22 protein-coding genes and 3 pseudogenes are annotated in these 22027 nt (G+C 63.4%); 6 read left to right on the forward strand and 19 right to left on the reverse strand.

All coding sequences use genetic code 11. The features are described from left to right. Positions 1-275: 275 nt before the first annotated feature. Positions 276-566: pseudogene (locus EOB80_RS34775) on the reverse strand (TetR/AcrR family transcriptional regulator); the annotation flags it as partial. Between EOB80_RS34775 and EOB80_RS13940 the strand changes: the two are divergent. Then, positions 567-809: pseudogene (locus EOB80_RS13940) on the forward strand (short-chain dehydrogenase); the annotation flags it as partial. 60 nt (positions 810-869) lie between these two features. Here EOB80_RS13940 and EOB80_RS13945 read toward each other — a convergent pair. Beyond that, the gene (locus EOB80_RS13945) at positions 870-1217 is read right to left on the reverse strand and encodes a GFA family protein (protein ID WP_027037790.1); all 348 of its coding nucleotides are present in this window, start codon (positions 1215-1217) and stop codon (positions 870-872) included. A gap of 120 nt (positions 1218-1337) precedes the next feature. Between EOB80_RS13945 and EOB80_RS13950 the strand changes: the two genes are divergently transcribed. Beyond that, positions 1338-2633 carry an amidase gene (locus tag EOB80_RS13950; protein ID WP_127328195.1) on the forward strand — a complete coding sequence of 432 codons (1296 nt, stop codon included), beginning with the start codon at positions 1338-1340 and terminating at the stop codon, positions 2631-2633. An 18-nt stretch (positions 2634-2651) separates the two neighbouring features. On the opposite strand, the gene EOB80_RS13955 is transcribed toward EOB80_RS13950, so the two are convergent. From EOB80_RS13955 to EOB80_RS13975, 5 genes are read right to left on the reverse strand one after another with little or no spacing between them, the layout of a single operon-like run. Further along, complete coding sequence (locus tag EOB80_RS13955; RefSeq protein ID WP_127328197.1) at positions 2652-3038, reverse strand: hypothetical protein; 387 nt, start codon at positions 3036-3038, stop codon at positions 2652-2654. Between the two features lie 42 nt (positions 3039-3080). After that, a complete protein-coding gene (locus EOB80_RS13960; protein ID WP_127328199.1) occupies positions 3081-4061 on the reverse strand; it encodes a hydroxyacid dehydrogenase in 981 nt (326 codons plus the stop codon). Positions 4062-4066: 5 nt separating this feature from the next. Continuing rightward, positions 4067-4783, reverse strand: coding sequence for a FadR/GntR family transcriptional regulator (locus EOB80_RS13965; protein ID WP_127318764.1), 717 nt, complete (start codon positions 4781-4783; stop codon positions 4067-4069). Positions 4784-4785: 2 nt separating this feature from the next. Next, positions 4786-5955: a mandelate racemase/muconate lactonizing enzyme family protein gene (locus EOB80_RS13970; RefSeq protein ID WP_127328201.1), complete on the reverse strand. Its 1170-nt coding sequence runs from the start codon at positions 5953-5955 to the stop codon at positions 4786-4788. A 60-nt stretch (positions 5956-6015) separates the two neighbouring features. Continuing rightward, the gene (locus EOB80_RS13975) at positions 6016-6903 is read right to left on the reverse strand and encodes a sugar phosphate isomerase/epimerase (RefSeq protein ID WP_027037785.1); all 888 of its coding nucleotides are present in this window, start codon (positions 6901-6903) and stop codon (positions 6016-6018) included. Between the two features lie 398 nt (positions 6904-7301). Between EOB80_RS13975 and EOB80_RS13980 the strand changes: the two genes are divergently transcribed. The 3 genes from EOB80_RS13980 (at position 7302) to EOB80_RS13990 (ending at position 10589) form a co-directional block, all read left to right on the forward strand. Beyond that, the gene (locus tag EOB80_RS13980; protein ID WP_127328202.1) at positions 7302-8357 is read left to right on the forward strand and encodes a sugar phosphate isomerase/epimerase; all 1056 of its coding nucleotides are present in this window, start codon (positions 7302-7304) and stop codon (positions 8355-8357) included. A 150-nt stretch (positions 8358-8507) separates the two neighbouring features. Then, entirely contained in the window at positions 8508-9695 is a 1188-nt protein-coding gene (locus EOB80_RS13985; RefSeq protein WP_127269535.1) for a Gfo/Idh/MocA family oxidoreductase, read from the forward strand. Between the two features lie 39 nt (positions 9696-9734). Next, positions 9735-10589, forward strand: coding sequence for a sugar phosphate isomerase/epimerase (locus EOB80_RS13990; RefSeq protein WP_127318756.1), 855 nt, complete (start codon positions 9735-9737; stop codon positions 10587-10589). A gap of 75 nt (positions 10590-10664) precedes the next feature. Here the strand turns inward: EOB80_RS13990 and phnE (EOB80_RS13995) are convergent, their stop codons facing one another. The 12 genes and pseudogenes from phnE (EOB80_RS13995) to phnG form a co-directional block, all read right to left on the reverse strand. Further along, positions 10665-12215: a phosphonate ABC transporter, permease protein PhnE gene (phnE, locus tag EOB80_RS13995; protein WP_127328204.1), complete on the reverse strand. Its 1551-nt coding sequence runs from the start codon at positions 12213-12215 to the stop codon at positions 10665-10667. Positions 12216-12219: 4 nt separating this feature from the next. Continuing rightward, positions 12220-13194: a phosphonate ABC transporter, permease protein PhnE gene (gene phnE / locus EOB80_RS14000; RefSeq protein ID WP_127271835.1), complete on the reverse strand. Its 975-nt coding sequence runs from the start codon at positions 13192-13194 to the stop codon at positions 12220-12222. 73 nt (positions 13195-13267) lie between these two features. Further along, on the reverse strand, positions 13268-14176 hold the full coding sequence (gene phnD / locus EOB80_RS14005) for a phosphonate ABC transporter substrate-binding protein (protein WP_127321054.1): 909 nt from the start codon (positions 14174-14176) through the stop codon (positions 13268-13270). A gap of 84 nt (positions 14177-14260) precedes the next feature. Next, positions 14261-15118 carry a phosphonate ABC transporter ATP-binding protein gene (phnC, locus tag EOB80_RS14010; protein WP_127328206.1) on the reverse strand — a complete coding sequence of 286 codons (858 nt, stop codon included), beginning with the start codon at positions 15116-15118 and terminating at the stop codon, positions 14261-14263. A gap of 378 nt (positions 15119-15496) precedes the next feature. Next, positions 15497-16114 carry a DapH/DapD/GlmU-related protein gene (locus EOB80_RS14015; RefSeq protein WP_127328208.1) on the reverse strand — a complete coding sequence of 206 codons (618 nt, stop codon included), beginning with the start codon at positions 16112-16114 and terminating at the stop codon, positions 15497-15499. Next, positions 16111-16818 (reverse strand): phosphonate C-P lyase system protein PhnL, encoded by a 708-nt coding sequence (gene phnL, locus EOB80_RS14020; RefSeq protein WP_127267987.1) that lies wholly within the window; start codon positions 16816-16818, stop codon positions 16111-16113. The genes EOB80_RS14015 and phnL overlap by 4 nt, the downstream gene beginning before the upstream one ends. Positions 16819-16855: 37 nt before the next feature. Beyond that, a complete protein-coding gene (gene phnK, locus EOB80_RS14025; protein WP_127267988.1) occupies positions 16856-17632 on the reverse strand; it encodes a phosphonate C-P lyase system protein PhnK in 777 nt (258 codons plus the stop codon). Beyond that, complete coding sequence (locus EOB80_RS14030) at positions 17629-18528, reverse strand: alpha-D-ribose 1-methylphosphonate 5-phosphate C-P-lyase PhnJ (protein WP_127328210.1); 900 nt, start codon at positions 18526-18528, stop codon at positions 17629-17631. Before EOB80_RS14030 ends, phnK begins: the two co-directional genes overlap by 4 nt. Further along, on the reverse strand, positions 18525-18944 hold the full coding sequence (gene fosX, locus EOB80_RS14035; protein ID WP_127267990.1) for a FosX/FosE/FosI family fosfomycin resistance hydrolase: 420 nt from the start codon (positions 18942-18944) through the stop codon (positions 18525-18527). The genes EOB80_RS14030 and fosX overlap by 4 nt, the downstream gene beginning before the upstream one ends. Then, positions 18941-20053 carry a carbon-phosphorus lyase complex subunit PhnI gene (locus tag EOB80_RS14040; RefSeq protein WP_127328212.1) on the reverse strand — a complete coding sequence of 371 codons (1113 nt, stop codon included), beginning with the start codon at positions 20051-20053 and terminating at the stop codon, positions 18941-18943. The genes fosX and EOB80_RS14040 overlap by 4 nt, the downstream gene beginning before the upstream one ends. Position 20054: 1 nt before the next feature. After that, a pseudogene (gene phnH, locus EOB80_RS14045) lies at positions 20055-20653 on the reverse strand (phosphonate C-P lyase system protein PhnH). Then, the gene (phnG, locus tag EOB80_RS14050; RefSeq protein WP_127328214.1) at positions 20653-21114 is read right to left on the reverse strand and encodes a phosphonate C-P lyase system protein PhnG; all 462 of its coding nucleotides are present in this window, start codon (positions 21112-21114) and stop codon (positions 20653-20655) included. Before phnG ends, phnH begins: the two are co-directional and overlap by 1 nt. 132 nt (positions 21115-21246) lie before the next feature. Here phnG and phnF point away from each other — a divergent pair, with 132 nt between their 5' ends. Beyond that, the gene (gene phnF, locus EOB80_RS14055) at positions 21247-21996 is read left to right on the forward strand and encodes a phosphonate metabolism transcriptional regulator PhnF (protein ID WP_164755509.1); all 750 of its coding nucleotides are present in this window, start codon (positions 21247-21249) and stop codon (positions 21994-21996) included. The last annotated feature ends 31 nt before the right edge of the window (positions 21997-22027 follow it).

A 22027-nucleotide genomic window follows, 5' to 3' on the forward strand; every position in this document is an offset into this window, starting at 1 on the left:
GGCGCAAATCAGCACCATAGACAGAAATGTAGCATAGCTGAGGTCACCGAGTCAAGAAAAAATTCCTATCGCGAAAAGCTGCCGGCAAAAAAGCTGCCGGGACCGCCGAACTGGCTGCTGCCTTTGTCAAGCTGAGTTCGAAACCCTGTGCGTCAGCTGGCCTGGCGGAAATCGGCCTGTTCCTCGGCCCGGAGATGGCTGCGCGCCGAGCCGATGACGCGCTTGAAGGCGCGGCCGAAGGCGGCATCGGATTATAGCCGAGACGCCAAGAACCATCACGGTTTTCGGGCCGGCGCCGTTGTGATGGCAGCGACGAAGCGGTTCAGGCTGTCCTCGACATAGGCGGCCACTTCGATCGCCGGGTCAAAGCTCCACCACAGCAACGAGCCTTGCCAATGCGAGGCCATCAGCAGGCCGATGTCGCGTGGCGGGTTGGGCGTCTTGGCAAAACAGGCTGCAAGTGTGTCGCACAGGAACGCCTTCCAGGCCGCACCCCGCGCCCTGAGCACGGGATCGCGCAGATCCTCGCGTAGGACAAGCAGGCCTTCGGCATAGGATTCGATGCCGACGCCACCGCTGAGGTGCCGCATTTCGTCATTTCCGAGACGCCACGTTTCGTCGGCCGCGCCGTTGCGGCTTTGGCGGCGGATCCGGACCGCTCGCGCTGGAACGGACAGTCGCTGTCCAGCGGCGGGCTGGCGCAGGTCTACGGCTTTACCGACCTCGACGGCTCACGGCCCGACGCCTGGCGTTATGTTCCCGAGGTTCAGGACGCCGGCAAGCCCGCCGATGCGACGGGCTATCGATAGGTAATTGGTTCCTGCGCAATTCCGGACGGAAAACCGCTGCGCACTTTTCCTAGAATTGCGTCAGGCGGACCGCCCGTCGAAATCGAAGACCGACAGCGTCGAAGGGTCGAGATCGGCCACGCAGTTAATATTGATATAGGCGCTGCGTTCACGGCCCTCGCGGACATCCTCCGCAAAGGGATGGATGCCGCAAGCCCGGCAGAACCGGTGCGCGATGGCATGGTTGCCGAATGTGTAAGTGCCCAAATCGTCGCCCCAGGCCAGGACCCGCAAGGTCTCATGCGGGATGGCACACAGCAGGGCGCTCTTGCGCGTGCAGATCGAACAATTGCACCTGATGGCACCGGTCAGTTCGGCCTTGAATTCGAAGGCCACCTTGCCGCAGTGGCAGCTGCCTTTGTAGAGCATCGGGTTTTTCCTCGTATTCGACAGGGTGCAAAACTGCCTGCGCCGGGTTAAGTCTGGGCAAGCCATGCACTGGCCGCACCCCCTTAAGACGTTCAAGGCGTCCGGAGTCCGACACCGAAAATGCAATCCGTTCGTGATCATCTGGAAATTATTCTTGCGCGCCTCGCCGCCCGTGCCGGCGAAGAGCACGTGTTCACGAAGCTCTATGCCGAAGCCGCACGGGCCGCGGCTGATGCCAGCGATGCCCGCAGCCAAGCCGGTGTGACGCTAGGGCCGCTCGATGGCACCATCGTCTCGATCAAGGATCTGTTCGATGTCGCCGGCGAGCCGACCACGGCCGGTTCGCTGATGCGCAAGACCGCGGCGCCCGCCCAAAGCGACGCGGCAATCGTCAGCCGGCTGCGGCAGGCCGGCGCGGTCATCATAGGCAAGACCAACATGACCGAATTCGCCTTCACCGCGATCGGCGACAACAGGCATTTCGGCACGCCTGGCAATGCCGTGGACGCCAGCCGCATTCCGGGCGGCTCTTCCTCGGGCGCAGGCGTTTCCGTCGGCGAGGGGACAAGCGAAATATCGATCGGTTCCGATACCGGCGGTTCGATACGCATACCGGCTTCACTCAATGGTGTCGTCGGCTTCAAGCCGACAGCGCGACGTGTGCCGCTCGCCGGCGCGTTCCCATTGTCCGCCACGCTGGACTCGATCGGGCCGCTTGCCCGAACCGTCGCCCAGTGTGCCGCCGCCGACGCCGTGATGGCCGGCGAGGTGCCGACCGCGCTGGCGCCGATTGCCCTTGCAGGGCTTCGCATAGGCATTCCGCGCGGCGTCCTTTTCGAAGAGACGGAAGACGAGGTGGCGACCGCGTTCGACCGCTGCCTTGGCAAGATCGAGCAGACAGGCGCGCGGATCGCCGACCTGTCGATCGACGATCTGCTTGCCGATTTGCGCGCGGCGACCAAGCGTGGCTCGATCGCTGCGATGGAAGGGGCCGAAGTGCATGCCGACTGGCTGGCGACAGGAGCGTCGGTGCCGGTCGACCCGCATGTCAGCGGACCTTTGTCGCGGGCGGCCATGCTGCCGACGCCTGTCTACATCAGGGCAATGCGTCGTCGCACAGCGCTCGTCGCCGCCATGGACGAGCGGCTGGCATCGGTCGATGTGCTGGCTCTGCCGACCACGCCGGTGACGGCGCCGACCATCGTCTCGATGGCTGACGGCGCCGAGCTGCGCGACCGCACCGAGGGCCTGCTGCTGCGCAACACGCAGGTAGCCAACCAGTTCGATCTCTGCGCGATCTCGCTGCCGATGCCGGGCACTCCGCTGCCGGCCGGCCTGATGCTGGTGGCGGGCAACGGGCATGACCGGCGCCTGCTGCGGATTGCCGCTGAAATAGAGCAGCTGCTTGGCGCGTGACCAGGGCTGGACTGAATATCAGTGCGACGAACAGTGCTTGCGTTCGCTGTCCTTGGCGGTCCGCACGATACGGGTCGCGACCAGCCAGGGCACGCTGTAGTCCTTGCCGGTGATGATCTGGGTGCGGTGCTCGATCGAACCCCTGACGACGATCTTGCCGGCATAAAGCGCGTCGGAAAGACCGGTTATCGCCTTGTCGGCCTGCGGCAATCCGCTTGGGTCGATAGAGACGCCCTTGATGATCGCCCCGGTGGCAAGGTCGAGTGCGCTGTTCGACGGGCACGGCGCCTTGAAGCAGCGCAGCCCGTTGTCGCAATAGACATAACTGCTTTCGGCCGCGAATGACGGCATGGCGCAGAGCGAACAGACGACGACTACCAGGGATGCGAGGCGCGGATCGGACATGGCTCTCAGCGTCGCGGAAAATTGGGGCGAAACCGCGATGTGTTACAGGTTCGCCGGAAACCGCCGCCGATAGTGATCGACCACTTCCGGATTGCGCAGATTGACCGGCAGCTTGTTGGCCAGCACCAGCAAGGCTTCACCCGCCGCGCCGACGCCCATGCGCATCATCGATTCCTCGGTGATCCCGGCCATGTGCGGCGTGATGATGACATTGTCGAAGCCGAAATAGGGATGGTTCGACGGCAGCGGCTGTGTCGCAAAAACATCGAGCGCGGCACCGCCGATACGGCGTTTCTGCAACGCCTCGATCAGCGCATCGTCATCGATGACCGGTCCGCGCGACACGTTGATCAGCAGCGCATGCGGCTTCATGCGGGCGATCCGCTCACGGTTGATCAGGCCGCGCGTTTCCGGCGTCAGCGGGCAGCACAGAACGATGATGTCGCTCTGCTCGACGAGAGCGTCGATCGACAGGAAACCGACCTTGTCAGGCGCCGGCTGCATGCTGCGCGTCGTTGCCACCACCTTCAGGTCGAAGCCGTGCGCGGCGATATGGCCGACAGCCTGGCCGACCGCGCCGAGGCCGACGATGCCGATCGTCTTGCCGGCAAGCTCGATGTTGGAATTGGCGTGCTCGCGGCCGGCGAGCCAGCCTTTGGTGCGCAGGTCGCGGTCGACGGCGCGGAAGTTGCGCAGCAAAGCGAGCGCCGCGAACATGACGTGTTCGGCAACCGAGCGGGCATTGACCGCCGGCACATTCGCCACCAGCACGCCGGCCGCCGCCGCTGCTTCCATCGGGATCATGTCGAGCCCGGCGCCATGACGGATTGCCGCCCGCAGCAGCTTTGCGCCGTCGAAAAGCTGTGGTGGCAGCGGCGCGCGCACGATGACGATATCAGCATCCTTCGCCTCGGCAGCCAGCGTGGCCGGATCAATGGCGGAGGCGACGACGAGTTCTCCGGCGCCGGCCAGCATGGCCGAGGCGCGCGGGTGCAGGGCGTGGGTCGTGAGGATACGGGCCATGTCGGTCAAGCTTTTTCGAGCGCCGGGCTTTGAGGTTCCTCGCCATGGCCCTCGATCAGGCCTTTCCAGTAGCTTTCAGCCCCTTGCAAATGGGCGCTCATCAGCGCCTGGGCGAGATTGCCATCGCGGCGCAGCAGCGCCTCATAGATCTGGATATGCTCGGCATGCGAGCGCACGTTGCGCTCGGGGTCGTTGAAATAGATCGGCAGGCGCTGCTCGCCCATCATATAGTAGACGCTGCAGACATTGTGGAAGACGCTGTTCTTGGTGGCGCGCACGATCTCGAGGTGGAATTCACGGTCTTCCCTGGCAAGCCCTTCGCCGACGGCAATGCGCTCTTCCGAAGCTTTCAGTATCTCGCGCAGCCGCTCGAAATTCTCCTCTGTGGCGCGCGAACAGGCAAGTTCGGCCGCCTTGATCTCGTGGATCTTGCGCAGTTCGACCGTTTCGTAGATCTGGATCGGGTCGAGCGGCAGGCCCGCGCGGGCAAAGAGCGCCATGGCCTCCACGCTGGCCTGCTTGGTGTCGATGTAGATGCCGGACTTGGCCCGGCGCTCGACGATGCGCATGGCCTCAAGGATGGCCAGCGCCTCGCGGATCTGGCCGCGGCTGACAGCGAAATGCTCCGCCAGTTCGCGTTCCGAAGGCGTTCGGCCGCTCTCCTTGTCCGAATGGGAGAACAGGTAGGCAGCGAGTTCCGCGAGGAGGTTCTTTTCTTTCATCGTCAACCGCGTTGCGCGTGCGCCTCCAGGAACCGCTCCGAAATGGTGAATCCCAGACCCGGTTTTTCCGGGATCGCTATCATGCCGTCCCTGGCTTCGACAGTCTCTTCGACCAGATCGTGGATCATCGGGTTGGCGCCGAGCGAATATTCGACGGTAAAACTCGACGGCGAGGCGGCGCAGACATGCAAGCCTGCGAAAAAACAGGGCGCGCCGGCCCACAGATGCGGTGCAAAGCGCAGATTGAAGGCGCTGGCGATGGTGCCGATCTTCATCGCTTCGCTGATGCCGCCGCAGAAGGCGGGATCCGGCTGGAAGATGTCGGCGGCTTTCAGCACGGCGAGATCGCGGAAGGCATAGCGTGTCGCCTCGCTTTCGCCGGTGGCGATCGGGACGGCACCTGACGCCCGCACTTCAGCCATGCCGGGCTTGTCGTCGGCGATGATAGGCTCCTCGAACCAGGCGAGGTCCAGATCGTTGACGAGATGGATGAAGCGCTTGGCCTCGGCCACCGTGTAGGTGCCGTGCGCGTCGACCATCAGTTCGACATCGGGGCCGAGCGCCTGCCGTGCGGCCCGCACGCGGCCGGCCGAAATGTGCGCCGCGCCATCCATGGCGCCAACCCGCATCTTCAGTGCCTTGAAACCGCCCTTGGCGATGTAGGATTTCAACTGCTCGCCGATGGCGTCGGCAGCCGCCCAGCCGCCGGACGCGTAAGCCGGCATGCGATCGAGCTTGCGGCCGCCGAGCAGCCGCCAGACCGGAACGCCAAGCGATTTGCCAAGAATGTCCCACAGCGCGATGTCGACGGCGCTGATGGCGGCGATGCTCATGCCGCGCCGCGCCAGTTGCGGCATGGCGTGGCCGCCACGCGCGGCGCTGTCGTGGCGCACGCCATTGTAGAGCATCTCCCATATGACGCCGATATCGGCCGGATCGCGACCGATCAGTTGCGGCCCGACCTCATGGTTCAGCATGTGGACGAGCGCACCGTAGCTGCCGGCACTGCCGGCGGCGTTCTTGCCTTCGCCCCAGCCGACCAGCCCGTCATCGGTCGCGATGCGCAGGATGGCGGCGTCGAAGGTCGTCACCTGACCGAAGTCGCTGCGGTGCTGCCGAGCGGCTTCGATCGGAACGCGGATCCACCAGGCTTGGACGGACTTGATACGCATATTCTTCCCCAGCCCCGCCGCCGGTCAGGGCGGAAGGGCGAATTTCCCAGAGGCAGTCGGCTACTTGATCAGCGGCAATAACGTTTCGGCGTTGATGCGCATCTGGTCGGTGTAGAATTTCTCGGTGAGCACGCTGGAGCCGTGGTCCTGGATGAACTTCAGCTGCTCGGGCGAGATGTCGACCGGATTGCGCTCGACCATGTCGGGATAGGGGGCTGCCGGCGTCCGGTCGACGGGCGCGACGAACTCGTTGGTCAGCGCGCCGTCGTAGCCGATCTCGCGCAAGGTGGCGACGATCTTCGGCCAGTCGATCTGGCCGAGGCCGGCGGCAAACCGGTTATTGTCGGCGACGTGGAAGTCGAACAGGCGCTTTCCGACCTGCCGGATCGCGTCATGGACGTTAAATTCTTCCATGTGGATGTGGTAAGCGTCGAGGCACACGCCGCATTCGGGGCTGACCGCGTCAGCCAGCGCCAGTGCCTGGGCGCCGCGATTGAACAGATAGGTCTCGAAGCGGTTGAGGGGTTCGACAGCGATCTTGACGCCGACCTTCTTGGCGTGGGTGAAGCATTCACGGGTGGCGTCGACGACCCACTTCCATTCCTCTTCTTCGGTCCCGTCAGGCACGACCTTGCCGACGGTGGCCGGAACCAGCGTGATGATCTCGCCATCGAGTTCGCTGACCATGGTCAGCACGTCCTTGACATACTGAACGGAACGCTCGCGCTGGCCCTGGTTCCTGGCGGCAAGGTTGCGCTCGCCCAGCATCAGGGTCACCGCGCCCCAGCAGCGAATACCATGCTCCTTCAGCAGTGCCCGGGTCTCCTTGGTCTTGTACTGCTCGGGCTCGCCGGAAATCTCGATCGACTCATAGCCGAATTTCTTGATGCGCTTGAGCGTCGTCTCCAAGGGTTCCGCGCGCATCCAGTTGTGCGTCGAAAGATGCATGGTCTGTCCTTCCCAAATCGTCTCTATGGTTCGCCTGCGACATGCATCGCCAAAAGGCGACACAAAGGTTCCTCCCCAAGGCGTTCCCAGCCTTTTTTCGCAAACTGGTTCGACCAATTGGGCCTGAAGCGAGGTCTACAGCAAATTCTCCAGATCGGCAAGAAGCGCTGGAGTGCAACTTTCTCTATGGATTATTTCCTTGATTATATTGAGATATATAAGCCTGCAACAGGTGATTTTGGGGTCTTGATGGCGCATTGTGCGGCTTGACCAAATTTCCACATTTGGTAATACCAGAATGGCGGTGCGTGCAAGCACCCGTTGAGAAAGACCAAAGTGGCTGGCCCTGCTTCCAATCGGCGCTATGCTCGGTCGAGAGAGAAATGAGGGAGGATGCGATGCCGACGACAATGAAGGGCCCTGGGCTGTTTCTGGCGCAGTTCGCGGGCGACGCCGCGCCGTTCAACTCACTGGCGTCGATCACCAAATGGGCGGCCGGTCTCGGCTACAAGGGCGTGCAGATCCCGACCTGGGACGCGCGGCTGTTCGACCTCAAGAAGGCGGCTTCTTCCAAGGCCTATTGCGATGAGGTGAAGGGCATCTGCGCTGACGCGGGCGTTGAGATCACCGAACTGTCGACGCATCTGCAGGGGCAGTTGGTCGCGGTTCATCCAGCCTATGACGCGCAGATGGATGGCTTTGCGCCGCCGTCGGTGCACAACAATCCCGCAGCCCGGCAGAAGTGGGCTGTCGAGCAGATGAAGTTCGGCGCTAAAGCATCGCGCAATCTGGGCCTGAATGCTTCAGTGTCGTTTACCGGCTCGCTGGCTTTCCCTTACCTCTATCCGTTCCCGCAGCGGCCGGCTGGACTCATTGAGGAAGCGTTTGGCGAGCTCGGCAAACGCTGGAAGCCGATCCTCGACGTCTACGAGGACAACGGCGTCGATGTCGGCTATGAGATTCACCCCTCTGAAGACGTGTTCGACGGCGCCACCTTCGAGATGTTCCTCGACGCGGTCGGGGGCCACAAGCGCTGCAACATCAATTACGATCCGTCGCACTTCCTGCTGCAGCAGCTCGACTATCTAGAATTCATCGACATCTATCACGAGCGCATCAAGGCGTTTCACGTCAAGGACGCCGAGTTCAACCCGACCGGCCGGCAAGGCGTCTATTCCGGCTACCAGAGCTGGACCAACCGCGCCGGCCGCTTCCGTTCGCTGGGCGATGGACAGGTGGATTTCGGCGGCATCTTTTCCAAGCTGACGCAGTACAATTATGATTCCTGGGCGGTGCTGGAGTGGGAATGCTGCCTGAAGCATCCGGAGGATGGCGCGGCCGAAGGCGCGCCTTTCATCGAGCACCACATCATCCGGGTGACCGAAAAGGCATTCGACGACTTCGCCGCCGGCACCACCGACAAGAAGATGCTGCGCGCCATGATGGGCATCTAGCGCGGTTTCCCCTCCCCCTCGAGGGGAGGGTGGCCCGAAGGGCCGGGAGGGGTCGGTTCATGCCGAGCTCTGCCTCAACGACCCCACCCGATCCGCTGCGCGGATCGACCTCCCCTCAAGGGGGAGGTGAGCAACAGCGAGGAGCAAGATATGGTCGGCGCATCGAAGTCGGAAACGGGAGGCGGCCCGATCCGCTACGGCATGGTCGGCGGCGGGCAAGGCGCGTTCATCGGCGCGGTGCACCGGATCGCGGCGCGGCTGGACAATGATTTCGTGCTGGTTGCCGGTGCTTTGTCAGCCGACCCGGCCCGTGCCAAGGCCTCGGCCGCCGAACTGGGGCTCGACCCCGCACGCAGCTATGCATCCTATGCCGAGATGGCCAAGGCCGAGGCGAAGCGCCCCGACGGCATCGAGGCGGTGGCCATCGTCACGCCCAACAATGTCCATGTGCCGGCGGCAAAAGCTTTCCTCGAGGCCGGCATCCACGTCATCTGCGACAAGCCGCTGGCGACGACGCTGGCCGAGGCGAAAAAGCTTGCGGCGATAGTCGAGAAGACCGGCAAGGTGTTCGTGCTGACGCACAACTACACCGCCTATCCGATGATCCGGCAAGCACGCGAAATGGTCGCCAAGGGCGTGCTCGGCGACATCCGCATCGTGCAGTCCGAATATCCGCAGGACTGGCTGACCGAGGATTTGGCCGCGACAGGCCAGAAGCAGGCGGCGTGGCGCTCCGACCCCAAGCAGGCAGGCGCCGGCGGCGCGCTGGGCGATATCGGCACGCATGCCTACAACCTCGCCCGCTTCGTCTCGGGGCTGGAACTGGACTCCCTGTCGGCCGATCTCGACGCCTTCGTGCCAGGCCGGCTTCTCGATGACAACGTCAACGTCATGCTGCGCTTCAAGCCTATCGGCAAGACGCATCCGGCCAAGGGCATGATCTGGGCAAGCCAGGTGGCGCCCGGCCACGAGAACGGGCTGAAGCTGCGCATCTATGGCTCCAAGGGTGGGCTGGAATGGGTGCAGGCCGACCCGAACTATCTCTGGTACACGCCGTTCGGCCAGCCGAAGCAATTGATCACCCGCAACGGCGCCGGCGCGCTGCCGGTGGCGGGCCGTGTCAGCCGCGTGCCGTCGGGTCATCCCGAGGGCTATCTCGAAGGTTTCGCCAACATCTACCAGGAGGCCGCACGCGCCATCCGCGCGGCACGCCGCAAGGGCGGCAAGCCGCCCAAGGATGTCGTCTTCCCGACCATCCAGGACGGCGTAGAAGGCATGGCCTTCATCGAGGCCTGCGTGAAGTCGTCGAAGAAGAATGGGGCGTGGACGAAGCTCTGAAATAGAGGCGGTCCGGGGGATTCAAGGGGAGGGGCGTCGATGAAAATCGGCATGTGCATGTTCTTATGGACGACGGCCGTGTCGAAGAAACACGAGCCGCTGTTGCGCGACATCAAGGCAACGGGCTTCGATGGCGTCGAGATACCGATCTTCGCCGGCGCGCCGGACGATTATAAAAAACTCGGCGATCTGCTCGACCGCATCGGACTGGAGCGGACCTCGGTTTCGGCCATGGGCGATCCGGCGATGAATTTGATCTCGGCCGACGCGGCGACGCGCAAAGCCGGGGTCGACTACATGAAATGGGCGATCGACTGCGCGCAGGCACTTGGCGCCAGCACGCTGAGCGGCCCGCTGCATTCGACGCTCGGGTCGTTTTCCGGCTCCGGACCGACCTCTGCCGAGAAGAAGCGCTCCGTCGCCTCGCAACGCGCGATCGGCGACCATGCCGGCAACAAGGGCGTCACCATCGGGCTCGAGGCGCTGAACCGCTTCGAATGCTATCTCCTCAACACGATGGCGGATCTGTCGGAGCATATCGATGCCATCGACCGGCCGCACATCAAGGCGATGTACGATACCTTCCACGCCAATATCGAGGAGGCCGACCCGATCGGCGCCTACACGAAACATCGCCGGAATGTCGTGCACATCCATATCTCTGAGAATGATCGTGGCGTGCCGGGGCGCGGCAACATTCCCTGGACAGAAACATTCTCAGCCATCCGCAAGAGCGGCTATGACGATTGGCTGACGATCGAGGCGTTCGGCCGTTCGCTGAAGGACTTGGCGGCGGCGACCAAGGTGTGGCGCGATTTTTCCGAGACGCCGGAAGCGGTCTATCGGGAGGGGTATAGGCATATCAAGAGCGGGTGGAAGAAGGCCGGCGCCTGAGACGCGAGCCGAAGGTCGGCGAAGCAAAAACCGGTACCGCCTTTGCTTCGTCGACCTTCGATTCAGGATCGTGGTCTAAGCCGCCGCCAGCAGGCGGGCGGAGGCGCCCCGCGCGCGCTCGTCGTTGCCGTTTCCGACGGTCCCCATCAGTTTGCGGCGGAGATAGTTGGAGATGTTGTCGAAGACAAAAACGACAATCAGGATCAACAGCACCATGTAGAAAACATTGGCCCAGTTGGTGCCGGTGCGCATGGCTTCCCATAATTTCAGACCGATGCCGCCGGCACCGACGGCGCCGATGATTGTCGCCGAGCGGGTGTTCGATTCCCAGAAATAGAGGGATTGGCTAAGGAACACTGGCAGAACCTGAGGCAGCACGCCGTAGCGTTGCACCATTGTTGGTGTGGCGCCCACCGAGCGGATGCCTTCGCGCTGCTTGTCGTCGATGTTTTCCAGCGCCTCGGAATAGAGCTTGCCCAGGGTTCCGGTATCGGTGAAGAAGATCGCCGACATGCCGGCCAGCGGCCCCGGACCAAAGCCGCGGGTGAAGAACAGCGCCCAGATCAGCATGTCGACAGACCGCAGGAAGTCGAAGAAGCGTTTTGTCGCCTGATTGGTCAACCAGTTCGGCGTGATGTTGCGCGCAGCCAGGAACGCGAGCGGAAAGGCGACGACCGACGCCAACACTGTGCCGACAAAAGCCATGACGATGGTTTGCAGAAGCTTCAGCCACACATCGCCGTGTTGCCACTCGGCATTGTAGAGGATGTTGTCCCAAGCAAGCGCTGCGTTTGACCTCGACGGATCGATGCGTTCCCCGGAGACGATCAATGAAGCGACCTCGCCAAACGATTTTCCCCAGAATGGCGAATTCGTGTCAAACACAAAATTCGCCCAACCAAAAAACCGCCTCCAGGCGATCACCTCGTCATTTTGCACTTCAGCGCGGCCCAAAAATCCGAACGAGACATAGGCTGTCGAACCTGGCTTGCGTTGCTCTATCCAGTCAGGCAGCGGTGTGCGAGGCGTGACAGACCTGTCCTTGGCAATGTCGAAGACGACGCTTTCGGCGCCGCGCGTCACCGTGACAAGATTTGGCGCAATGGCAATCTGGCCGCTGCCAAGGACGACGGTCGCCGCCACCACGGCCTTTTCGCGCACCGTTTTGGGCGCGGCCGGAACTGGTTTGTCTGGCGAGGGGGCCGGATTCTCGGCCGTTGGCGCGCCAGCCGCCATGAACGAACCCTGCGACGACTTGTCGGTCGCGGTCGCCGGTGCCGGTGCGGCGTCGACCCGCCGCTCGACCTCGGCAATCTGCTTGATAACCCAGTCGGGATTTGGATTGGATCCCAGTTTGGAGAAACGAGAGTAGTCGATGGTCAGATAGCCGTCCTTGAATTCGATGTCCGGGCGGATTTCGTAAGACACCCAGTCGGCGAGATAAGCGCCGGCCAGGTTCCAGTTCGCCTTTCCGAGAACGATGCCGATCGAGAAGAACCACGAGCAGTAAAAGGTGTAGAGGATGCATAGAAGGATGCCGAACGGGGCGGCATAGCGCTTCCATAAAGGCCGCTGAAACGCATCGGGATAGCGAGCGGCGATGTCGTTGATGGCGTCGGCGTTCATTGCGTTACTCTCCGCGCCCGTATGCGAACGCCTGCCTGCCGACGAGACGTTGTCTCAGCCATGCCGAAAACTGGTCAACGGCGACAATCGTGCAGAACAGCAGAAACACGATGGCTATGGTCTTGGCCTCATGGCCCCGGCTGATCGAAAGACGCAGGGATTCGCCGATGCCGCCGGCGCCGACGGCACCGAGAATGGTCGAAGCGCGCACATTGATCTCGAAGCGGAGCAGGAAATAGCTCATGAAGTTGGGCAGAACCTGAGGCACCATGCCGAACCACACCCGTTCGACCCAGTTGGCGCCAACGGCCCGCAAGCCTTCGTCAGGCTTCATGTCGGCGTTCTCGACCACTTCGTAGAACATTTTTCCGAGCGCGCCGACGGTGTGGATGCTGACCGCGAGGATCGCTGGAATGGGCCCAAGCGAGAAGATCGCCAGAAAAAAGCCGGCAATGACGATTTCCGGAAAGGCGCGGACAATTTCGAGGAAGCGGCGCGTGGTGAAGCGGAGCCAGCGGCTGGCCGTCACGTTGCTTGCAGCCAGGAAGCAGAGCAGGAAACCGAAGGTGGAGCCGACCAGGGTCGAAAACAGCGCAATGTTCAGGGTCTCGATCATCCGGTAGAAATACTCCGGAATGTAGATGCCTTGGGTCAGGTAGACCCGGCCTTCGGGATAGTCGAATTTGAGGCTGCCATCGTCATAGGGCGACGGCAGGTCGAACAGCGCGCGCACCGGGTCGAACCAGTCGCGCGGCTTCAATTCGACGAAAAAGTCGGCGATGTGGGGAAGGCGGTCGAAGAACTTTCCGGCGTTGGTCTCATTGGCGAACCAGAGCGAGCCCGAGAGCGCAAGCAACAGGAAAACCAGGCCTCCGATCGTGTAGAGGCGCCGGCGAGCGGCGAGGTCGCGCCAGTGCCGCTCGGCCAACGCTCCTTCCGTGGAGAGCGCAGGCGCGCGGTAAATTTCGGTCGCACTCATCGATAGTTCCCCAGCCGTGACGCGGCAACGCCGCCGGCGGCACTTTGGCCCCGGCGGCGTCGTGCCTTTTGGCTTACGAGCCGATCTTCGCCTTACGAGCGTCGATGATCGCCTGATAGAATTCCGGGGTGACCGGCGAATAGCTCTTGAAGTCGCCGCCTTGCACCGCCGCGAAACAGGCCGGGTCGGTCTGCGGAAGCTTGGTCAGGAAATCGGTGATCTTCTGCTTGGTGTCGGCGTCGAGCGAGGTGCGTATGACCAGCGGGCCGTTCGGGATCAAGGGGGACTGCCACAACTCTACGAGGTCGTCCATCTTGAGGACACCCTTGTCGACCATCTTGCGCAGATTGCCGGAGCTGTAGCCATCCTTGAAGTCGCCGACGCCGGAGGCCCAGGTGGTGCCGGCATCGAAGGTGCCCTTCAGAACTTCAAGGACAAGCTGTTCATGGCCGCCGCCGAAACCGGTCGACGCGAAATAGCTCTTCACATCCATGCCGATGTCTTTGGGCAGCGAGGTGACCGGGACCAGGTAGCCGGAAGTCGAATCGGGATCGGCGAAACCGAGTTTCTTGCCCTTCATGTCAGCGAGTGTCTTGATGCCGGAATCCGCACGGGCGACCATAACCGAATGGTAGCCGGTCGAACCGTCGGTCTGGACCGTCGTCAGGATCGGCTGAACCGCGTCCTTGTTCTCGAGGTAGACCTTGGCGTAGGCGGAAGCGCCGAGTTCGGCATAGTCGAGCGTGCCGCCGAGCAGACCCTGGATGACGCCGTCGTAGTCGGCGGCCGGGAACAGCGAAACTTTCTCGACGCCGAGAACTTGCTTGATGTGGTCGGCGAAGCACTGGTAGTTGCGCAGACGGTCGGCTTCGTTCTCGCCGCCCAGAATGCCGACGCGGAATTCCTTCAGATCCTGTGCCTGGACCGAGCCCATCGCCATGGCCATGATGGAAACGGCACCGAAAAGTATCTTTCTAAACATCTCGTCTCTCTCCTGTTGGTCCCGGCATCGCGCCGGCTGCGTTGGGATATGATGCCCTTGACGCGGGCTGGCGATCCAGGTCGCTCAGTAACCAGGAAAGGCTGGCTCAAGCGGTCCGGCGGATGCGGCGATTTTTTGCTTGATGATGACACTGGTCGAGGTGATGGCCTCGGAGATTTCGCCGCCGCTGCTGTCGGCGCCGTAGACCATGCGCACGGCCTCGCGGTTGAGCTCTTCCGGCGGGCCGTCGAAGACGACCTTGCCAGCAGCCATGCCGATGATACGGTTGCAATAGGTGCGGGCCGTGTCCAGCGTGTGCAGGTTGGTGATCACGGTGATGCCTTCGCGCAAATTGATATCCTGCAGCGAATCCATAACCACCTTGGCGTTGAGCGGATCGAGTGACGCGATCGGCTCGTCGGCGAGGATCACCTTCGGCTGCTGCATCAACGCGCGGGCAATGGCGACGCGCTGCTGCTGGCCACCCGACAAGGTGCCGGCGGCCTGCAGCGCGGTGCGGGCGATATCGAGACGCTCCAGCGCTGCTATCGCCTCGGCTCGTTCCTCGCGGGAGAAGATGCCGAGCAGGTTCGACATGGTGGAGCGGTGGTTCAGCCGGCCGAGAAGCACATTGGTCAGCACGTCGAGGCGCGGCACCAGGTTGAACTGCTGGAAGATCATGGCGCAATCGCGCTGCCAGCGCCGCAGTGGCGAACCGCGCAGCTGGGAGACCTCGGCGCCGTCAAAAAAAATCGACCCCTGGCTGGGATCGATGAGACGGTTGATCATGCGAAGAAGCGTCGATTTGCCGGCGCCCGAACGGCCGATAATGCCAACCATCTGACCCTGCGGGATCGCGATGTTGATGTCGCTGACGGCAGTGTTCTTGCCAAATCGTCGGGTGACACCGCGGATTTCGAGCGTGGCGGAATTTGCTGGCATGGGGCAGGTTCCAGGTCCGGACCATTGATCGTCAGGCTCTCGCCTAGCGCAGCCACATGAACCTGCCGTGTCGCGGTGATGTCAGTTTTGTTACGCTCCACAGGCCGGAGTCTAGGGCCGGCCCAGGGCCAGCAGTCGAAGGTCATGTGGAACGCGGGCCTGGCGGGCTGGTGCCGGTGGCAAAACCGCGTCAGGTGATGCGCACATACTCGTCCGTCGCGCGTTGGCAACGGCGAGGCCGTCCTTCAGGCGTTCCAGACAAGGGCCATGGCGTCGATGCTGGTGTCGAGAGGCACGTCATGCGGATAGCAGGGGCCGGGGCGGTTTGTGACAATGCCCCGCTGCCCCGCGTCAGTGACCGTCCATTCCTGGACGTCGCTATCCGCCATATTTCTCTAGGAACGTCTCGGCCTCAAGCTCCCGGAAATCATCCAACGCGGCGCGCAGCCTTGCATGGTCCCAGTCCCACCAGGCGAGCGCCTGGTAACGTTCGGCCGTGCGGCGATCGAAGCGCTCGCGGATCGGTTTGGCCGGCACGCCGCCGACAATGGTATAGGGCGCGACATCTTTCGAGACCACCGCACCCGCGCCGACCGCGGCGCCATCGCCGACGGTGACGCCGGGCAGGATAGTCGAGCCGTGACCGAGCCAGGTGTCGTGGCCGATGGTGACGCGTTTGGCGCGGCGCTGGGCGAAGAATTCTGTCTCGTGCTCGGCATCGTCCCAGTAGTCCGAGGCGCGATAGGTGAAGTGATGCAGCGTCGGCCGCCAGGTCGGGTGGTTGGTGGCGTTGATGCGAACGCTGGCCGCGATGTTGGCGAACTTGCCGATCGTCGCGCACCAGACGGAGCAGTCCTGCATCATGTAGGAATAGTCGCCAAGTTCGCTTTCCGAGACCCGGCTGCGGTCGGCGATCTCGGTCCAGCGGCCGAGCGTCGAATTCTGTACATCCGCCGTCGGGTGGACCAGCGGCGTCTCGGACAATTTCCTGCTCATGCGGCGATTTTTCCGGACGCGAACGCGGTGACGTCGATGATGCGGTCGGCAACCGCCTCGCGCACGTCGTGGTCATGGAAGATGCCGAGCAGGGCGACATCAGCCGCCTTCTTGGCGGCGATGAGTTCGATCACGACATCGCGGTTCCTGGCGTCGAGCGAAGCGGTCGGTTCGTCGAGCAGCAGGATCGGATGCTCGGTGATGAAGCCGCGCGCGATGTTGACGCGCTGCTGCTCGCCGCCGGAAAAGGTCGCAGGCGGCAAAGCCCAGAGTTTCTCCGGCAGGTTGAGCTGTGCCAGCAAGGCGCGCGCCTTGCCGCGGGCAATCTCGCGATCCTCGCCGCGCTCGACCAGCGGTTCGGCGACGACATCGAGCGCCGAAACGCGCGGCACGGTGCGCAGGAACTGGCTGACATAGCCGATCGTTTGCCGGCGCACCGCAAGCACGGTGCGAGGGCTGGCGGTGGCCAGGTCGATCAGCCCGTCATCATGCGTGACGATGATCTGGCCTTCGTCGACGGCGTAGTTGCCGTAGAGCATCTTCAGGATCGAGCTCTTGCCGGCACCGGACGGGCCGCCGAGCACGGTGCATTCGCCGGCCCTGATCGAGAACGAGACACCGGCGACAACAGGCAGTTTGATGCCGTCACGCAGATGCATGGTGAAGCTCTTGGCAACGCCGGAAACAACGAGCGGGGTTGCCATCAGAAGGTTCTCCAATCGTCAGTCGTTTGCGTCATCGTCAAACCTGCAGAATCGAGGAAACAAGCAATTGCGTGTAAGGCGCGCGCGGGTCGTCGAGCACGCGGTCGGTGAGACCGCTTTCGACGACGCGGCCGTCCTTCATCACCATCATGCGCTGCGACAAAAGCCGCGCCACGGCAAGGTCATGGGTGACGACGATGGCCGCCAGACCAAGATCGGTGACCAGACCGCGCAGCAGGTCGAGCAGGCGCGCCTGGACCGAGACGTCGAGGCCGCCGGTTGGCTCGTCCATGAACACCAGACGCGGGCCGGTGACGAGGTTGCGGGCAATCTGCAGGCGCTGGCGCATGCCGCCGGAAAAGGCGCGCGGCTCGTCGTCGATGCGGTCCTCGTCGATCTCGACGCGCGATAGCCAGTCGACGGCGGTGGCGCGGATCTTGCCGTAGTGGCGGTCGCCGACCGCCATCAGCCGCTCGCCGACATTGGCGCCGGCCGACACCGTCATGCGCAGGCCGTCGGCCGGGTTCTGGTGGACAAACCCCCAGTCGGTGCGCATCAGGAAGCGGCGCTCGGCCTCACTCATGCGGTAGAGCTCGCGGAACTGGCCGTCGCGCATGCGGTAGCTGGCGCTGCCGGAGGAGGGCAGCAGCCGCGTCGACAGGCAGTTGAGCAATGTCGTCTTGCCGGAGCCGGACTCGCCGACCACAGCCAGGACTTCGCCCGGCCACAGGTCGAAGGAGACGTTGTCGCAGCCGACGCGCGAGCCGTAGAATTTGGAGAGCGCCGAGACGCGCAGCAGCGGTTCGTCGGTCATTGCGCCGGCTCCATTTTTTCCGAGGCAAGATGGTTTTCCGGGGCAAGGTGGCCGTGAGGGCCGTCCGCCCGCCGCTTCTCGCAATGATCCGTGTCGGAGCAGACGAACATGTGGCCTCCATGGTCGTCGAGGATGACCTCGTCGAGATAGACATTCTCGGCCGCGCACAGCGCGCAGGGCTGGTCGAAGGTCTGCACCTCGAACGGATGATCCTCGAAGTCGAGGCTGACCACTTCGGTGAAGGGCGGCACCGCATAGATGCGCTTTTCGCGGCCGGCGCCGAACAGCTGCAGCGCCGGTGAGCGATGCATCTTGGGATTGTCGAATTTCGGCGTCGGCGACGGGTCCATCACATAGCGGCCCTCGACCTTGACCGGATAAGCATAGGTGGTGGCGATGCGGCCGTGCTTGGCGATGTCCTCGTAAAGTTTCACATGCATGAGGCCGTATTCTTCCAGCGCATGCATTTTGCGCGTTTCGGTCTCACGCGGTTCGAGGAAACGCAGGGGCTCCGGGATCGGCACCTGATAGACCAGCACCTGGCCCGCCGTCAGCGGATGTTCGGGGATGCGGTGGCGGGTCTGGATGATGGTGGCGCTGGCGGTGTCGGTCGTCACCGCGACGTTGGCGACCTTCTTGAAGAAGGCACGGATCGAGACCGCGTTGGTGGTGTCGTCGGCGCCCTGGTCGATCACCTTGAGCACATCGTCTGGGCCGATGATCGAAGCGGTGACCTGGACGCCGCCAGTGCCCCAGCCATAGGGCATCGGCATTTCGCGCGAGGCGAACGGCACCTGATATCCCGGGATGGCGATGCCCTTGAGGATCGCGCGGCGGATCATCCTTTTGGTCTGTTCGTCGAGATAGGCGAAGTTGTAGGTGGCGATGTCGGTCATGATGCGACCTCAAATCCCTTGGCGTAGCGCGCCAGCCGCTCATTGAGCGTGCCGGTGTGCAGTTCGAACATGTGGTTGTCGTCGTCGTAGAAATAGATCGAGCGGCCCTCGCCCTCGACGCGCGGGCGCGGCGGGCGCATGTCGAGGCCGAGCTTGCCGATGCACTCGGCATAGTGGTCAAAATCGGCGTCATCGATCTTGAAGGCGATGTGGTTGTAGCTGCGCTCCGGCAAGGGCTCGCCCTCCATGATGGCGACCCAGATGTCGCCGATCAGGAAGAATTTTTCGCGCGACACCGAGAACTGCTCGGCATCGCTGGCATAGATTTCGCGTGCGTCGAATACGCCCTCGAGGATCTTGGTCATCCGCTCGAGATCGCGGACGATGAAGGTCATGTGGGAAAGCCCTTCGATCATTCCGCGGCCTCCCGCTTCTCTTCGACCTTCACGGGGTTTTGGTGGGCGTCGTGTTCGGCGCGCATGCGGCGCACGAGGTCGAGTTCGGCCTGGAAATCGACATAGTGCGGCAGCTTCAGATGCTCGACGAAGCCGGTCGCCTGGACATTGTCGGAGTGTGAGATGACGAACTCCTCGTCCTGGGCCGCGGCGACGACATCCTCGCCGAGCTCCTTCGCGCGCAGCGCCCGGTCGCAGAGCGCCATCGCCATCGCCTTGCGCTCGCTCTGGCCGAAGACGAGGCCATAGCCGCGGGTGAACTGCGGCGGCGCCTTGGCTGAGCCTTTGAACTGGTTGACCATCTGGCATTCGGTGACAAGGACAGTGCCGAGCGGGACAGCGAAGGGCAGTTCGGGAACGTCGAGCTCGAGCTCGACCTCGCCGATGCGGATCTCGCCGACAAAGGGATGGTTGCGGGCATAGCCGCGCTGGGTGGAATAGCCGAGCGCCAGCAGGAAACCTTCGTCGCCGCGTGACAACGCCTGCAGGCGGATGTCGCGCGCCATCGGGAATTCCAGGGGCTCGCGGGTGATGTCGCCGGGGACATGGTCCTGCGGCATCTCGCCATCCGGCTCGATCAGGCCTTCGCGGGCGAGGATCGCCGAGACGCGCGGCATGGCTTGCGCTTCCGTCTCGCGCAGCAAGGGCTGGGCGACGTCAGCGTCAGCGGCAAGCTCGGGGTCGAGCAGCCGGTGCGTGTAGTCGAAGGTGGGCCCGAGCAATTGGCCGCCGGGCAGATCCTTGTAGGTCGCCGACACACGTCGCTCGACCAGCATGGTGCCTGTGTCGATGGGCTTGGAGTAGCCGAAGCGTGGCAATGTGGTGCGATAGGCCCGCACCAGGAAGATCGCTTCGATCAGGTCGCCACGCGACTGGACGATGGCGAGCGCGGCCAGTTCACGGTCGTAGAGCGAGCCTTCGCTCATCACCCGGTCGACGCCGAGCGCCAGCTGCTCGACGATCTGGTCGAGGCGAAGCGCCGGCACCGAACGGTCGCCGCGCCGGCGGTCGGCAAGCAGGCTGTGGGCGTTGGCGATTGCGGCTTCGCCACCTTTTACCGCGACATACATCTTACGCCTCCATCGTCTTGATGCGCGTCGTGCGCGGCAGGCAGGCAATGCCGCCTGATGTGACGAGGATGATGTCGACGCCACGCGGAAAGCGCTTGATGTTCTGTTTCCACTGCTCGACGAAATGGCGCGGCATCTGTGCCGGCGCGATCGTGGCGCTGGTTTCGATGCCGGGACCTTCGAGCAACAGCGGCGTGCCGGAGACGAGATCGCCGACTTGCAGGATCAACGTGGTCGAACGGTCGGGATAGTCCTGCGTGCCCTGCGAAAAACCATCAAGCGACATCATCTCGGCCGGGGCCGCGATGAAGGCGAAATGCGCATCGGCCGGTGTGTTGGCCACGGGCGCGCCAGTGTGGAACCCAAGCCAGGATCTGATCGCGGCGGAAGCTTGCAGGGCCTGGTCGAGCCAGAGCGGGGTGTCGTTATCGCACAGCGCCAGTGCGATGGCGCCGGCGGTCGCCGAGAGCGGCGCCGGCGGGCGGGCGAAGGCCGGCAGCGGCTGCAAGCCATTGCGTCCATGACGGCGCGGAACACGGTCTGGGCGTCGAAGACCGGATCGGCGAAACCGCCCTCGATCGATTGCGCTGCAATGTCCATCAGTCTTCTCCGCGAACCATGGTGAAGAAATCCACCTTCGTTGCCGCCGTCTCGGCGCGGCGTTTTTCATGCGCTGCGGTCAGAGCCGACCGCAGGGGCGCTATCAGCCCGGTCTCGACCTCATTGCGGCGGGCAGGGTCCTGCCACAGCGCGTCGGCGATGGCCGCCAGCTTCGCCTTCTGCTTGTCGCGGCCAAGCGCATAGCAATGGCCGACCTGACCGGAGGGCAGCCGGACGGTGGCGCGGGTAACGGTCGCCTCGCCGACATTGAAAGGGGCGCCGCCGCCGCCGATGCGGCCGCGCAGGGTGACAAGGCCGGTTTCGGGGCCGCGCAGCAACTCGGCGTCCGAAGGCAGTCCGGCCTCATTCCAGAGCCGTACGATGTCATCGCCGCTGGATTGCGTAAGGGTTGCCATGGCGGCTTTGCGCTCGGCCTGGTCGCGGGCTTCCTGTCCTCGCATCAGCAGCATTCCTCTTTGTTAATTTATCTATTGATGTAGACAACTATACAAATTATATCTATTATCTAACGCGTGTCCATGACGGGTGGATGACAGCGATAGAAGACTGGGCGCTGGAAGGTTGGGGCAATGATGGTCGGGCGGCTGTTAGCGGACAGCATCGAGCGGCGCAGTGGCGTTTCGCTGTGGCGGCAGATCGCCGACAAGATCCTGCATGCGATCGCCATCGGCGATTTCACGGAGAATGCAGCGCTGCCGCCGGAGGTGGCGCTGGCAGAACGCTATGGCGTCAACCGTCACACGGTGCGCAACGCCATATCAGCCCTTGTAAGGGAAGGCGTGCTGCGGGCCGAGCAGGGGCGCGGCACCTTCGTACTGTCGCGCAAGCGGCTGTCCTATCCGATCGGGGCGCGCACACGTTTTTCGACAGGGCTGCAAGGGCAAACGACGGAACGGCACATCGTCCTGCTCGCCTCGTCGGTCGAGCCGGCCAGCCAGCGCGTCGCCGAGGGACTGGGTCTTCCCAAGGGAGCCGATGTGATCCGGTTGGAAACGCGCGGCGAAGCCGACGGACGGCCGGTGTCGCGCGCTGCCGGCTGGTTCGAGGCCCGGCGCTTTGCCGGCATCGATGCCGCGATGGCGGAAACAGGCTCGATCACCGCATCGCTGGCGCGGTTCGGCATAGACGACTATCTCAGGCAATCGACCGTGCTGTCGGCGCGCCATGCCGATGCGGCGGACCTTGCCGACCTCGACCTGCAGCCGGGCGCCATCGTGCTGGTCACGGTTGCCGTCAACGTCACGCCGGACGGCCAGCCGATCCAGTTTTCCGAGTCGCGCTTTCCGGCCGAACGGGTGGAGCTGAAGCTGTCGGCGCTGTAGGGAGTGCCCGGCCCAGCTCGGCCGCATTCAC

This window comes from Mesorhizobium sp. M7A.F.Ca.MR.245.00.0.0, assembly GCF_003997415.1.
GTDB lineage: Bacteria > Pseudomonadota > Alphaproteobacteria > Rhizobiales > Rhizobiaceae > Mesorhizobium.